The organism is Acidovorax sp. JHL-3 (assembly GCF_000526295.1).
In the GTDB taxonomy this organism is placed as follows: Bacteria; Pseudomonadota; Gammaproteobacteria; order Burkholderiales; family Burkholderiaceae_C; genus Acidovorax; species Acidovorax defluvii.
Genome location: NZ_JAFU01000001.1, coordinates 1,350,108 through 1,363,098, shown reverse-complemented (window position 1 = coordinate 1,363,098; position 12,991 = coordinate 1,350,108). Strand labels below are relative to the sequence as shown.

Sequence of the window (12,991 nt, the reverse complement as noted above, 5' to 3'; positions counted from 1 at the left end):
CCACGCGGCGAGCTGGCGCGGCTCAGTAGCCGCGCGCGGGGTTCACTACACCCGCCACGGCCTCGCCCCGCTGTAGCGCGGCCATCTTGCGCGCGATCTGGGCAATACTCTCTTCGCGCAGCGTACGCGCCGAGGTATGGGGCGTGATGGTGATGCGCGGGTGGTTCCAGAACGCGTGGCCCGCGGGCAGCGGCTCGGTACGAAACACATCGAGCGTGGCACCGGCCACATGGCCGCTGTCGATAGCTGCGAGCAGGTCTTCGTCCACCAGATGAGCGCCGCGCGCTACGTTGATCACGTACGCGCCGGGCTGCAGGCGGCTCAGCGCGTCCTTGTTGATCACGTCGGTCGTGTCAGGCGTGAGGGGCAGCAGGTTGACCAGCACACGGCTGGCGCCCAGAAAGTCGTTGAACTGCTCCGCACCCGTGAAGGCGCGCACGCCATCAATGGCCTTGGGGCTGCGACTCCAGCCGTTGACGGGAAAATCAAACTGCGCCAGGGCCTTGGCCACGCGCTCGCCCAGCACGCCCAGCCCCATCACGCCCACGGCAAAGTCCTGGCGCAGGCGCGGCTTGCGGTAGGCCCATTGGCCCGCACGCATGCTGGCCTCGTATTGGTCGAACTCCCGAAAATGGCGGATGACGGCGTGGCACACGTATTCGGCCATCTGCACGGCCATGCCCGCATCGTCCAGGCGCACCACGCGGGCACCCTGCGGCAGGCGGCGCTGCAACAGCGCATCCACGCCCGCGCCAATGTTGAACAAGGCCTTGATGCCCTGCTGCTCATCCATGAACTGCTGGGGCGGTGCCCAGACGACGGCGTAATCGGCGACCGGGGCGCCGGGCTCCCACACAGAAAGCTCAGCGCCGGGCAGCGCAGCGGACAGCCCCTGGAGCCAGGGCTCGGCCTTGGTATCGGTACAACAAAAGGTGATTTTCATGGCGCCCGAGGTTAACGCCATTGCGACGCGCGCGCAGCAAGGCAAGGCGTGCACCCTTTGCCGCACCCGGTCATGTTCAGGCCTTGTCGGCAACGACCAGCTTGAGCAGCTCGGCCCCTTCGGTGACCTGATCGCCGGGCGCGTACAGCAGCTCCTGCACCACGCCGTCGGCCGGGGCCGCAATGGTGTGCTCCATCTTCATGGCTTCCATCACCGCCAGGGGCTGGCCCTTGGTCACGGCGTCGCCCGCCTTCACGGCAAACGACACCACTTTGCCCGGCATGGGCGCGGTGAGGCGCCCACCCTCGGCCGCGGTCTCTCCCGAGTGGGCCAGCAGGTCGATGGCGGTGATCTGCGTGGCACCCAGCGGGGTGAACACATGGTCCACCTCGCCCTGGGCATACACGGCGGCGCGGGTGCGCTGGCCGGCAAACTGCAATTCGATGCCCTGCGCCACAGCGTTGAACACCAACGGGCCGGCCACGGCGGCATCGCCCTCGCCTACCGCCAGATGCAGGCTGCCGCCGCGCTCGTAGGTCAGCAGCGCCTTGGCATGTTCATCGCCAAATTCAAACTCGAAGCGGCGCTGCACCACGCCATGCGTGTGAAAACCGTCGCGGCGGCTGAAGGGGTCCACGCCCTCGCTGGCGCGTTCGTTCAGCAGCGTTTGCGCTACGGCCGCCGCAGCGGCCAGCGGCAGGCCCACGGGTTCCTGGTGGAACAGCACGGCCTGCTCGCGCGGGATGAGCGCGGTGTCGAGCTTGGCCTGGGCAAACGAATCGGTGCGCGCCACGCGGCGCAAGAACTGCACGTTGGTTGCCAGGCCCACGATGTGGGTCTGCGCCAGCGCTTCATCGAGCCGCGCCAGCGCCTGCTCGCGCGTGTCGCCGTGCACGATGAGTTTGGCCACCATGGAGTCGTAGAACGGGCTGATCGCATCGCCCTGGCGCACGCCGGAATCGACGCGGACCGCACCCCGCTCGAAGGTCACGCACTCAGGCAGCACGTACACATTGAGCGCGCCGGTGGCGGGCAGGAAGTTGTTGTCGGGGTTCTCGGCGCAAATGCGTGCCTCGATGGCGTGGCCGTGGATGCGCAGGTCTTCCTGCTTCAGTGGCAGTGGCTCGCCCGAGGCCACACGCAGCTGCCACTCCACCAGGTCGAGGCCCGTGATGGCTTCGGTCACGGGATGTTCCACCTGCAGGCGGGTGTTCATCTCCATGAAGTAGAACTTCATCTGCTCGGGAGCGTCGTAGCCGCCGGGCTGCTCCACGATGAACTCCACCGTGCCTGCGCCCACGTAGTTCACGGCGCGGGCTGCGGCCACGGCGGCCTCGCCCATGCGGGCGCGCAGCTCGGGCGTCATGCCGGGGGCGGGGGCTTCTTCCAGCACCTTTTGGTGGCGGCGCTGCACCGAGCAGTCGCGCTCGAACAGGTACACGCAGTTGCCGTGCGTGTCTCCAAACACCTGGATCTCGATATGGCGGGGGCGCTGCACATATTTCTCGACCAGCACCGCATCGTCGCCAAAGCTGTTGATGGCCTCGCGCTTGCACGATTCGAGTGCTGCGGCAAAGTCCTCGCTCTTGTCCACCGCGCGCATGCCCTTGCCACCACCACCCGCGCTGGCCTTGATGAGCACCGGGTAGCCAATGCGGTCGGCCTCGCGCTGCAGCAGCGCGGGGTCCTGGTCGGCACCATGGTAGCCGGGCACCAGGGGCACCTGGGCCTGCTCCATCAGGCGCTTGGACTCGGCTTTGAGCCCCATGGCGTTGATGGCGCTGGCGGGTGGGCCGATGAAGACCAGGCCCGCGTCGGCACAGGCCTGGGCGAAGTCTTCGTTCTCGCTCAGAAAGCCGTAGCCCGGGTGGATGGCCTGCGCGCCCGTGGCTTTGGCGGCGTCGATGATGCGTTCCCAGCGCAGATAGCTGTCCTTGGGTGCACTGCCGCCGATGTGCACAGCCTCGTCGCACACGGCCACATGCTTGGCACTGGCGTCAGCATCGGAATACACGGCGACGGTCTTCACGCCCAAGCACTTGGCCGTGGCTGCTACACGGCAGGCGATCTCCCCGCGATTGGCAATCAGAATTTTTTTGAACATTTAGGCCACCTTGGCAGAACCAGAAAAGAAAGAAGACAAGCGCCGCACCACTGCGCGCAGAAACTTGAACAGCACCACCAGCAGCAGTACCGACACGATCACCATCACCACCAGGGCGATGCCAAAGGCCACGGGGTACTGCGTGGCCAGCCACACCACTGCCACGACCAGGCCGTCCTCAAAGAACGACAGGCCCCAGTTGGAGAAAGGCTCGGGCGAGGTGTTCACGGCGGCGCGCGTGGTCATCTTGGTGGCCAGCGCCGTGGCCGAGAGCGAGCCACCCAACAGCCCTGCCGCAACTGCCATCGTGGCGTTGTCGGCGCCAAAGACGCCGAAGGCCAGCGCGGCACCTGCGGGCACGCGGATGAAGGCGTGCACTGCATCCCAGGCACTGTCCAGCCAGGGCACCTTGTCGGCAAAAAACTCCACCATCAGCATGAAGCCGCTGACCATCAGCACCACAGGGTGCTGCAGCATGGTCAGGCCAGGCGGCAACGGCATCCAGCCCAGCACACCCATCATGCCGACCAGAAACACCACGGCATACAACCGAAAGCCGCTGGCCCAGCCCAGCGCGGCGGCCAGCGCCAGCAGGCTGGGCATGTCGAGCTGCGCGGTGGCACGCGCCGCACCCTCAGCCACACTGCGCGCCGCGCCCGCGTCCACATGCAGCCCCACGGTGTGAAGCCACTGGACGATGGCGAGCCAGAGTTGGTCCATGGTTGTTCAGGCGTATCGCTGAGGGCTCAGACCAGCAACCACGCGGGTTTGCGCTTTTGCAGGAAAGACTGCACGCCTTCCTTGCCCTCATCGCTCGCGCGGATGTCGGCAATGCCCTGCACCGTGGCGGCAATCAGGCCTGCATTGATCTCGCGCTCGGCCACATCCATGACGAGCTTCTTGCAGGCGCGCACGGCGTTGGGGCTGGCGCTGGTGAGGGCCTTGAGCAGTTCGTCCACCTTGGCGTCGAGTTGGTCGGTCGCCACCACCTCGTGCACAAAACCGATGCGCAGCGCATCAAACGCACCAAAACGCTCGGCCGTGAGGAAATAACGGTGCGCGGCCCGCGCGCCCATGGCACGGATCACATAGGGGCTGATGGTGGCGGGAATGAGCCCCAGCTTCACCTCGCTGAGGCAAAAGCCCGCCGTGTCCACCGCCACCGCCATATCGCACGCGGCCACCAGGCCCATGCCACCGGCATACACATCGCCCTGCACGCGCGCAATGGTGGGCTTGGGGCATTCGTAGATCACGCGCAGCATCTCGGCCAGCTTGGCGGCATCGGCGACGTTTTCAGCGCGCGTGTAGTCGGCCATGCGGCGCATCCAGTTGAGGTTGGCTCCTGCGCAGAACGCGGGCCCCTCAGCCGCCAGCACCACGGCGCGCACATCGGCACGGGCACCCACCTCGGCGAAGGCCGCCGTGATTTCGGCAATGACCTCGTCGCTGAAGGCATTGCGCACCTCGGGCTGGGTCAGGGTGATGGTGGCGCGGGGGCCTTCGTAGCGGATGGAAAGGGCTGCCATGGTCTTCCTCACATGCGGAACAGGCCGAACTTGGTGTCTTCAATCGGCGCGTTGCGCGTGGCCGCCAGGCCCAGCGCCAGCACGCGGCGGGTGTCGGCGGGGTCGATCACACCGTCATCCCACAGGCGCGCGGTGGCGTAGTAGGGGTGGCCCTGGTCTTCGTACTGGCGGCGGATGGGGGCCTTGAAGGCTTCTTCGTCCTCCATGCTCCAGGCTTCCTCACCTTTCTTGCCGCTCTTGGCCTCGATGCCGTCGCGCTTGACGGTGGCCAGCACGCCCGCAGCCTGGTCACCGCCCATCACGCTGATGCGCGCGTTGGGCCACATCCACAAAAAGCGCGGGCTGAAGGCCCGGCCGCACATGCCGTAGTTGCCCGCCCCAAAGCTGCCGCCGATGATGATGGTGAACTTGGGGACGCTGGCCGTGGCCACGGCCGTGACCATCTTGGCGCCGTTGCGGGCAATGCCTTCGTTTTCGTACTTGCGGCCCACCATGAAGCCGGTGATGTTCTGCAAGAACACCAGCGGGATCTTGCGCTGGCAGCACAGCTCGATGAAATGCGCGCCCTTGAGGGCCGACTCGCTGAACAAAATGCCGTTGTTGGCGATGATGCCGACCATCATGCCCTCAATGCGCGCAAAGCCCGTGACCAGCGTGGTGCCGTAGCGCGCCTTGAACTCGTCGAACTCGCTGCCATCGACGATGCGGGCAATGATCTCGCGCACGTCAAAGGGCTTGCGCGTGTCCACAGGGATCACGCCGTACAGTTCTTCTGCTGCAAATTTAGGAGCTACCGGCGCTTGATCGGCGGGCGCTGGAGCCTTGTTTTTATTCAAATTTCGCACTGCATTGCGCGCCAGTTGCAGGGCGTGCATGTCGTTTTGCGCCAGGTGGTCGGCCACGCCCGACAGGCGCGTGTGCACGTCGCCGCCGCCCAGGTCTTCAGCCGTGACGACCTCGCCCGTGGCGGCCTTGACCAGCGGCGGGCCACCCAAAAAGATGGTGCCCTGGTTCTTCACGATGATGGATTCGTCGCTCATCGCGGGCACATAGGCGCCGCCCGCCGTGCAGCTGCCCATGACCACGGCGATCTGCGAGATGCCCAGTGCGCTCATGTTGGCCTGGTTGAAGAAGATGCGGCCGAAATGGTCGCGATCAGGAAACACCTCGTCCTGGTTGGGCAGGTTCGCGCCGCCCGAGTCCACCAGGTAAATGCACGGCAGGTGGTTTTGCTGCGCCACTTCCTGGGCGCGCAGGTGTTTTTTTACGGTGAGGGGGTAGTAGGTGCCGCCCTTCACGGTGGCGTCGTTGCACACGATCATGCAGTCCACTCCGCTCACGCGCCCGATGCCTGCAATCAGGCCCGCGCCGGGGGCGTCGTTGTTGTACATGTTCAGTGCGGCCAGCGGTGCCAGCTCCAAAAACGGCGTGCCGGGGTCGAGCAGCATTTGCACGCGCTCGCGCGGCAGCAGCTTGCCGCGCGCCACATGCTTGGCGCGTGCGGCCTCGCCGCCGCCCAGGGCGATCTGGTCGAGCTGGGCGCGCAGGTCATTCACCAGCGTGCGCATGGCCGCAGCGTTGGCCAGAAAGTCGGCCGAGCGGGCGTTGAGTTGGGTGTCGAGAATGGTCATGCTGTAGTACTTCTTTGTTTCACGCCGTTTTGGCTTCGACCAGGCCCAGCTGGTCCGTCATCTCGTCGCGGATCTTGAACTTCTGAATCTTGCCGGTCACCGTCATCGGGAAAGCAGCCACAAAGCGGATATAGCGCGGCACCTTGTAGTGCGCGATCTGGCCCTTGCAGAAGGCGCGGATGTCGTCTTCGGTGGGCTTGGTGCCGGGCTTGGCAATGATCCAGGCGCAGAGTTCTTCTCCGTATTTGGGGTCGGGCACGCCCACCACCTGCACGTCCTGCACCTGCGGGTGGCGGTACAGAAACTCTTCAATCTCGCGCGGGTAGATGTTTTCGCCGCCCCGGATCACCATGTCCTTGATGCGGCCGACGATGTTCACGTAGCCCTCGGCGTCCATGGTGGCGAGGTCACCGGTGTGCATCCAGCCATCGGCGTCGATGGCTTCGCGCGTCTTGGTCTCGTCGCCCCAATAGCCGTGCATCACCGAATAGCCCTTGGTGCAGAACTCGCCGCGCTGACCCCGGGGCACCACGGCGCCGGTTTCGGGGTCCACAATCTTGATCTCCAGGTGCGGCTGCACCTGGCCCACGGTGGAGACGCGCTTTTCAAGCGGCGTATCGGTGCTGCTCTGGCAGCTCACGGGGCTGGTCTCGGTCATGCCGTAGGCGATGGTGATCTCGCGCAGGTTCATCTGCTCCACCACGCGCTTCATCACCTCGGTGGGGCACGGCGAGCCCGCCATGATGCCGGTGCGCAGGCTACCCAGGTCAAATTCGGCAAAGCGCGGGTGGTCCAGCTCGGCGATGAACATGGTGGGCACGCCGTGCAGTCCGGTGCATTTTTCGTCCTGCACCGTTTGCAGCACGGTGAGCGGGTCGAACCCGTCGTTGGGGTAGACGATGGCCGAGCCGTGCGTGAGGCACGCCAGGTTGCCCAGCACCATGCCAAAGCAGTGGTACAGCGGCACGGGGATGCACAGGCGGTCGTCGGGCGTGAGCTTCATGCACTCGCCAATGAAGAAGCCGTTGTTCAGGATGTTGCGGTGCGTGAGCGTGGCGCCCTTGGGAAAGCCCGTGGTGCCGCTGGTGAACTGGATGTTGATGGGGTCGGTGGCGCGCAAGGTGGCAGCCACCTGGGCGATGCGGGGGTCGGCCGCATTGCCGCGCGCCATCAGGTCGGAAAAGCGCAGCAAGCCCGGCTCTTCGCCACCCACGCCGGGCTCGTCGATCCACACCACGGTGTTCAGGTGCGGCAATTGCAGCGCCTCCAGCTGGCCCGGCGTGCCATGCACCCACTCGGGCGCCAGCTCGCGCAGCATGCCCAGGTAGTCGCTGGTCTTGAAGCGCGCCATGGTCACCAGCAGCTTGCAGCCCACCTTGTTGAGTGCATATTCCACCTCCGAGGTGCGGTAGGCGGGGTTGATGTTGACCAGCACCAGGCCCACCTGCGCGGTGGCCAGCTGCATCAGCACCCATTCGGCGTTGTTGTGCGACCAGATACCCACGCGGTCGCCGGGCACCAGGCCCAGGCCCAGCAGTGCGCTGGCCAGGCGGTGCGCCTCGGTCTGCAGGCTGCGGTAGGTGTAGCGCAGCCCCTGGTGCCGGCTCACCAGCGCCTCACGCTCGGGCTGGCGGGCCACCATGTCGGCAAAAAAGGCGCCAATGGTCTGCTCGATCAGGGGAACCTCGGTGGCACCGCAGGCGTAGCTGTCTGCGGGCGGTGCATTGTTCTGTGCGGCTGCAATCGTCATGGTCTTGTCTCCTGGGTCGCGCACCGGGGCACACATAAGGTGGCGCCCCTCAAGCATAGAAGCCTCGTCCCGCGCCGGGTTGCCACAAAGGTTGCAAATCGTGCCACGGCTGGGGCACACTGTGCACCGTGAAATCCCTTGCCCCGTCTCCCGATTCCCTGGTGCAGCCGCTTGTCGCCGCAGGCGCGCCGGCCGCTACGCCCATCGCGTTTGTGCGCGCCATTGCATTGGCTTACGAAAGAAGGGGCCTGAGCCCCCACCGCGCACTGGCCCAGGCACAAATTGCGCCGCAGCTGCTGCAAGACGACAGCGCCCGCATCACCGCCTGGCAGATGGAGCAGATCTCTGATGCCGCCATGCAAGAGCTGGACGACGAAGCCCTGGGCTGGTTCAACCGCCGCCTGCCCTGGGGCAGCTACGGCATGCTGGCACGCGCATCGATCAGCTCGCCCACACTGCAGGTCGCCCTGGCCCGCTGGTGCCGCCACCACGGCCTGCTGGCGGACGACATTGCCCTGCACCTCACTACCCAGGGCGAGACCGCCACCCTGGCGATCACCGAGGCCCGCGACCTGGGCGCGCTGCGCGAGTTCTGCCTGGTATCCGTGCTGCGCAATGCCCACGGGCTGGCGTGCTGGCTGGTGGACTCGCGCATTCCCCTCATCGCGGCCGAGTTTGCCTTTGATGCGCCGCCGCATGCCGATGCCTACGCCGTGCTGTTCCGTGGCCCCGTCACCTTCCACGCGCAGCGCACGGCTCTGCACTTTGACGCCCGCTACCTGAACCTGCCCCTGCGCCGCGACGAACAGGCCCTGCGCCAAATGCTGCAGCACGCCCTGCCGCTGACGGTGCTGCAGTACCGACGCGACCGCCTGCTGGTGCAGCGCGTGCGCCAGCTGCTGGCCGCGCCCCTGCCTGGGCAACCTGCCCACGCCCTGCCCCAGCACAGCGCCGAATCGCTGGCCGCGCTGCTGCATGTTTCACCCCGCACGCTGCACCGGCAACTGAAGGAAGAAGGCGCCACGCTGCAGGGCCTGAAGGACGACGTGCGCCGCACCCGCGCGGTGGAGCTGCTGCACCGCACCCAGCGCCCCATCAAGCAGGTGGCCGAGGCGGCGGGGTTTGTGAACGAGAAGAGTTTTATCCGGGCGTTTCGGGGGTGGACAGGGCAGTCGCCGGCGGAGTTTCGGAGGGTGGTGAGGGTGTAGGGAACGTGAGGGCGAGCGTTTTGATGAACGCCAGTCAGCCGGATCAGTTTCTCCTTGCGACCCTGAGGAGTCCTCGGCCTCGTACAAAAGAAGTCTTTGGGACAGGGTCGAGCCACGGACCCGAGCCCTCCAATCCTCAGCTCAGGCCGTCGGCCCCGGAGTGCGGGCCACATTCATCAGCCAGCACACCATGGCGAAGTAGCCGACCAGCGTGAGCACTTCGACCAGCGTCGATTCGCCCCATACCCTTAGCCCCTCATTCCAGGTTTCTTCGCTCAGGCGGTGCCGGCTGAGGAGCTCACTGGCAACCGTGCGCGCCAGCACGAGGTCGGGACGCAGGGCGGACGGCGAAGGCTCGCCGGCGTCCAGTGCAGCCAGCGCCGCTGCCGGGACCCCGGCGGCTGCAGCGAGCGGCAGGTGCATGTCCCACTCGAAGGCGTTGGAGAGTTCACGCGCAACGACGCAGATCGTCCATTCGCGCAGCGCGGCGTCGAGCGTGCCTTCGTAGCGCAAAGTTTCACCCACCTTGGCCACTGCACGCAGCAGCGGCGGGCGATGTAGCAGCGGGCGGAAAGGGCCATACACGCCACGGCGGGGTCCGTTGATCAGCTCGTCGGCTGCATCCTGCTGCGCCGCGTCCAGGGTCGCCGGCGGCCCCAGGCGCTCAGGCTGGCCTGCTTCGGGAAAGGCCCGGGGGGATGTCATCGAGGGAACAACTTTCATGGCAAGTGCTTGGTCAGGGTTGAGGGAGGAGGATTGCTGTCTCGCCACAGCCAGGCGGCTGAAACTATCAGCAGCACCGTGGCTGCGGCGTTGGCCCACGCCAGCGCGTCCCAGCCAGCGACGAGGCCAGGGCCGATTGCACGCACCAGAAGCGGCCCCAGGATCTGGCCGGCTGCAAAGGCGACCGTCATGCGGGACAGCAGCGGCGTCGGGTTGTTCGGTAGCCGCTCGCGCGCCAGCTGCAGGCCGGCCATCGTCGCGACCATGAACGTGCCGCCCACGAGCACGGCGCTGGCGGCCAACGCCCACAGCGACGGCGTCGCCAGCGGCAGGGCCGTGCCCAGCGCCATCGTTCCTTGCGCCAGCGCCCAGACGCGCCTGCGCGGCCAAGCCGAGAGGTAGCGCGCAGCCGCCATGACAGACAGGGCCGCCGCGAGCCCGAACAGAGGCCAGGTGAGGCCGAACACCAGCGGGTCGGCAACCTGCTGCCGCGCCATCGCGGGCAGGAAGGTCGCCGGCACGATGTAGCCGAAACCAAAGGTGCCGTAGCACAGCACGAGAGGCAGAGTCCCTTGGGTAGCGGTTCTTGGGGACGGTGCTGGCGGGGGCGCCGCAGCTGCAGTCCCAGCCGTGGCTGCGTGCTGCTGCAACTTCCATCCCACAAATAGCGCGCCGCCTGCGGCGAGCAGCCCCATCTCCAGCCACAGCCATTGGGCCGGCTGCGGCCCACCGAGCCATGCGAGCGTGCCTGCCAGCGCAATGCCAAGGCCCACGCCGACGTAGATCCAGGCGCCGAGTTGCGGTGCCTGTCGCCGGGCCAGCTCCGCCAGGCCCCAACCGCTCGTGCAAACCAGCGCCCAGGCACTGAACACACCCGCGGCGCCGCGCAGCAGCGCGCCCATCCAAGGGGGCGAACCGTGGCCGGTCCCTGCGATGGCCAAGGTTGTCAGCGCGACACCGACCAGTGCCAGCTGCAGACCGCGTCGTGGATTGCGTGAGAACCAGGCTGCGGTCAGCGCCCCGAGCAGGTAGCCGATGTAGTTTGCAGCCGCCCATTCCGCGCCTGCGGCCACCGTGAGGGTGCCGTCGCGCAGCATCAGCGGCATCAGCGGCGTGAAGGCGAAACGGCCGATACCCATGGCAACCGCCAGCGCAACGATGCCGCTGCTGACGATGAGCCAGTGCATGCGGTCGGGCTGAACGGTATCGGAAGGTGGAGTGTCCATCGTGGGCCGTATTGGACACCCCCAATAGTGCGTTGAATACTGAATTATTGAGAAGTAAACTTCTCAAAATGAGAATGATGAATCTCGAAGACCTGGACATTTTTCGCTGCGTGGTCAGGGAAGGCGGGGTGACTCGGGCGGCCAGCCAGCTCCACCGCGTTCCTTCCAACGTCACCACCCGGATCAAGCAGTTCGAAGCGCGCCTGGGTGTCACGCTGTTCAAGCGCCAGGGTCGGGGCCTGGTGCTGACCGATGCCGGCCGCACTCTGCTGGGCCACGCCGAGCGGCTGCTGCAGATGGCCGATCTGGCCGAGCAGGAACTGTGCAGCGGCACCGTGCGTGGAGTGCTGAGGTTGGGGTCGTTGGAAAGCGCGGCAGGCGCCCGGCTCCCGCCTGTACTTTCTGCGTTCCACGCGAAGCACCCGGAGGTTTCTGTCGAACTGCAGACCGGTACGACCGGCACTTTGCTGCGCCGGTTGGAGCACTTCGAGGTCGAGGCCGCTTTCGTGTCGGAGCCCTTCGAGAAGGGGAGCCTCTCTTCGCGGCCGGCTTTCGAGGAGGAACTGGTCCTCATCACCGCCAAGGGTTCTCCGGCGTTGCAACGCCCGGCTGACTTGGGCGGCCGCACACTGGTGGTCTTTCCGCACGGCTGCTCCTACCGTCGCCGTCTCCATGAATGGCTGGCCGAGGGAGGCATTTCACCGGGGCGGGTGCTGGATTTGGGCTCCTACCACGCCATTGTGGCCTGCGTCGCTGGCGGCACGGGTGTGGCCATCGTGCCTGCGGAAATGCTCGATCACGCTGTGCTGGGAAGCGCGGTGCAACGCCATCCTCTGCCCTTGCGGCTACGGGTCAACTACACGCACTTGGTGTGGTCAGGTGAGGCCAGCCCGGCCCTGCAAGGGCTTATCGACCTATTGCCTTCGTCGCATGACGCAAGCAAAGGCGAGAACACCTTGCCGTTCACAACAGGCACAGATGCCAAAACATCCAGACGAGAGAAAGAGCCGCGCTCATCGCGGGGGCGCAGCGTGAGCTGCGGACCATGGTGATTGGAGTGCCGTCAATGCATAGCTTGCTCGACGGGCGGCTTGCAGGGCCTTCGCTCGAACCTCCGCTCTTGACCGAAGCCCGACGCACCCTAAGCTGCGGGAAGTAACAGCCAGCCCGCGAAGCTAGACCGCCCCATGCTCCACCTCCACCACTGCGTCAGCGCCCGCTCCTTCCGCCCCCTGTGGATGCTCGAAGAGCTGCAACTGCCCTACACCCTGCACATGCTGCCCTTCCCGCCCCGGGCGCTGGCGCGCAGTTTTCTGGAGCTGAACCCGCTGGGCACCGTGCCGCTGTTGGTGCAAGGCAAGGCACCCAACGAGGTGCGCATGACCGAATCAGCCGCGATGTGCCAATACCTGGCCGCCACGCACCCCGAAGCGGGGCTGGATGTGGCGCCCACGCACCCGGCGTATGGCGCGTACCTGAACTGGCTGCACATGAGCGATGCCACGCTGACCTTTCCACAGACGCTGGTGCTGCGCTATGGCCGCTTTGAGCCGGCGCAGCGGCAGCAGCCGCAGGTGGTGCAGGACTACACGCGCTGGTTTCTGGCGCGGCTGCGGGCGGTAGAGGCGGCGGTGGCACACAACGAGTATCTGTGCGCAGGCCGCTTCACGGCGGCGGATGTGGCGGTGGGGTATGCGTTGCTGTTGGCGCAGCACCTGGGACTGGTGGAGCAGTTTGGCCCTGCCACGCAGGCCTACTGGCAGCGCCTTCAAGATCGCCCGGCCTACCAGCGCGCACTGGCTGCCCAGCACCAGGCAGCGCTGGCCCAGGGGGTTTCGCCACAGCCTTCGCCCGATATCCGCCCTTGACTGGCCTGC

11 protein-coding genes are annotated in these 12,991 nt (G+C 66.4%); 3 read left to right on the top strand and 8 right to left on the bottom strand.

From position 1 onward, the window contains the following. Window positions 1-22: 22 nt before the first annotated feature. The 6 genes from K226_RS0106410 to K226_RS0106385 form a co-directional block, all read right to left on the bottom strand. Window positions 23-943, bottom strand: coding sequence for a glyoxylate/hydroxypyruvate reductase A (locus K226_RS0106410; RefSeq protein WP_024814019.1), 921 nt, complete (start codon window positions 941-943; stop codon window positions 23-25). A 76-nt stretch (window positions 944-1,019) separates the two neighbouring features. Continuing rightward, complete coding sequence (locus tag K226_RS0106405) at window positions 1,020-3,047, bottom strand: acetyl/propionyl/methylcrotonyl-CoA carboxylase subunit alpha (protein WP_024814018.1); 2,028 nt, start codon at window positions 3,045-3,047, stop codon at window positions 1,020-1,022. Then, the gene (locus K226_RS0106400; protein ID WP_024814017.1) at window positions 3,048-3,767 is read right to left on the bottom strand and encodes a DUF4126 domain-containing protein; all 720 of its coding nucleotides are present in this window, start codon (window positions 3,765-3,767) and stop codon (window positions 3,048-3,050) included. Window positions 3,768-3,793: 26 nt separating this feature from the next. Beyond that, window positions 3,794-4,576, bottom strand: coding sequence for an enoyl-CoA hydratase/isomerase family protein (locus K226_RS0106395; protein WP_024814016.1), 783 nt, complete (start codon window positions 4,574-4,576; stop codon window positions 3,794-3,796). An 8-nt stretch (window positions 4,577-4,584) separates the two neighbouring features. After that, the gene (locus K226_RS0106390; RefSeq protein WP_024814015.1) at window positions 4,585-6,207 is read right to left on the bottom strand and encodes a carboxyl transferase domain-containing protein; all 1,623 of its coding nucleotides are present in this window, start codon (window positions 6,205-6,207) and stop codon (window positions 4,585-4,587) included. 19 nt (window positions 6,208-6,226) lie between these two features. Then, window positions 6,227-7,957: an AMP-binding protein gene (locus K226_RS0106385; protein ID WP_024814014.1), complete on the bottom strand. Its 1,731-nt coding sequence runs from the start codon at window positions 7,955-7,957 to the stop codon at window positions 6,227-6,229. A 128-nt stretch (window positions 7,958-8,085) separates the two neighbouring features. On the opposite strand from K226_RS0106385, the gene K226_RS0106380 reads away from it, so the two are divergent. Next, window positions 8,086-9,165, top strand: a complete 1,080-nt coding sequence (locus tag K226_RS0106380; protein WP_024814013.1) for an AraC family transcriptional regulator ligand-binding domain-containing protein — start codon at window positions 8,086-8,088, stop codon at window positions 9,163-9,165. Between the two features lie 141 nt (window positions 9,166-9,306). Here K226_RS0106380 and K226_RS0106375 read toward each other — a convergent pair whose 3' ends face one another. After that, window positions 9,307-9,888 (bottom strand): carboxymuconolactone decarboxylase family protein, encoded by a 582-nt coding sequence (locus tag K226_RS0106375; protein WP_238324199.1) that lies wholly within the window; start codon window positions 9,886-9,888, stop codon window positions 9,307-9,309. After that, on the bottom strand, window positions 9,885-11,075 hold the full coding sequence (locus K226_RS0106370) for a YbfB/YjiJ family MFS transporter (protein WP_155886501.1): 1,191 nt from the start codon (window positions 11,073-11,075) through the stop codon (window positions 9,885-9,887). Before K226_RS0106370 ends, K226_RS0106375 begins: the two co-directional genes overlap by 4 nt. Before the next feature lie 116 nt (window positions 11,076-11,191). On the opposite strand from K226_RS0106370, the gene K226_RS0106365 reads away from it, so the two are divergent. Both K226_RS0106365 and K226_RS0106360 read left to right on the top strand, forming a co-directional pair. Next, the gene (locus K226_RS0106365) at window positions 11,192-12,166 is read left to right on the top strand and encodes a LysR family transcriptional regulator (RefSeq protein WP_202899878.1); all 975 of its coding nucleotides are present in this window, start codon (window positions 11,192-11,194) and stop codon (window positions 12,164-12,166) included. Between the two features lie 135 nt (window positions 12,167-12,301). Then, window positions 12,302-12,982 (top strand): glutathione S-transferase family protein, encoded by a 681-nt coding sequence (locus K226_RS0106360; protein ID WP_024814009.1) that lies wholly within the window; start codon window positions 12,302-12,304, stop codon window positions 12,980-12,982. Window positions 12,983-12,991 lie beyond the last annotated feature (9 nt).

What these genes read in the sequence shown, in the direction of transcription:
- K226_RS0106410 (WP_024814019.1), bottom strand. Translation starts at nt 943, where the DNA reads ATGAAAATCACCTTTTGTTGTACCGATACCAAGGCCGAGCCCTGGCTC.
- K226_RS0106405 (WP_024814018.1), bottom strand. Translation starts at nt 3,047, where the DNA reads ATGTTCAAAAAAATTCTGATTGCCAATCGCGGGGAGATCGCCTGCCGT.
- K226_RS0106400 (WP_024814017.1), bottom strand. Translation starts at nt 3,767, where the DNA reads ATGGACCAACTCTGGCTCGCCATCGTCCAGTGGCTTCACACCGTGGGG.
- K226_RS0106395 (WP_024814016.1), bottom strand. Translation starts at nt 4,576, where the DNA reads ATGGCAGCCCTTTCCATCCGCTACGAAGGCCCCCGCGCCACCATCACC.
- K226_RS0106390 (WP_024814015.1), bottom strand. Translation starts at nt 6,207, where the DNA reads ATGACCATTCTCGACACCCAACTCAACGCCCGCTCGGCCGACTTTCTG.
- K226_RS0106385 (WP_024814014.1), bottom strand. Translation starts at nt 7,957, where the DNA reads ATGACGATTGCAGCCGCACAGAACAATGCACCGCCCGCAGACAGCTAC.
- K226_RS0106375 (WP_238324199.1), bottom strand. Translation starts at nt 9,888, where the DNA reads ATGAAAGTTGTTCCCTCGATGACATCCCCCCGGGCCTTTCCCGAAGCA.
- K226_RS0106370 (WP_155886501.1), bottom strand. Translation starts at nt 11,075, where the DNA reads ATGCACTGGCTCATCGTCAGCAGCGGCATCGTTGCGCTGGCGGTTGCC.
- K226_RS0106365 (WP_202899878.1), top strand. Translation starts at nt 11,192, where the DNA reads ATGAATCTCGAAGACCTGGACATTTTTCGCTGCGTGGTCAGGGAAGGC.
- K226_RS0106360 (WP_024814009.1), top strand. Translation starts at nt 12,302, where the DNA reads ATGCTCCACCTCCACCACTGCGTCAGCGCCCGCTCCTTCCGCCCCCTG.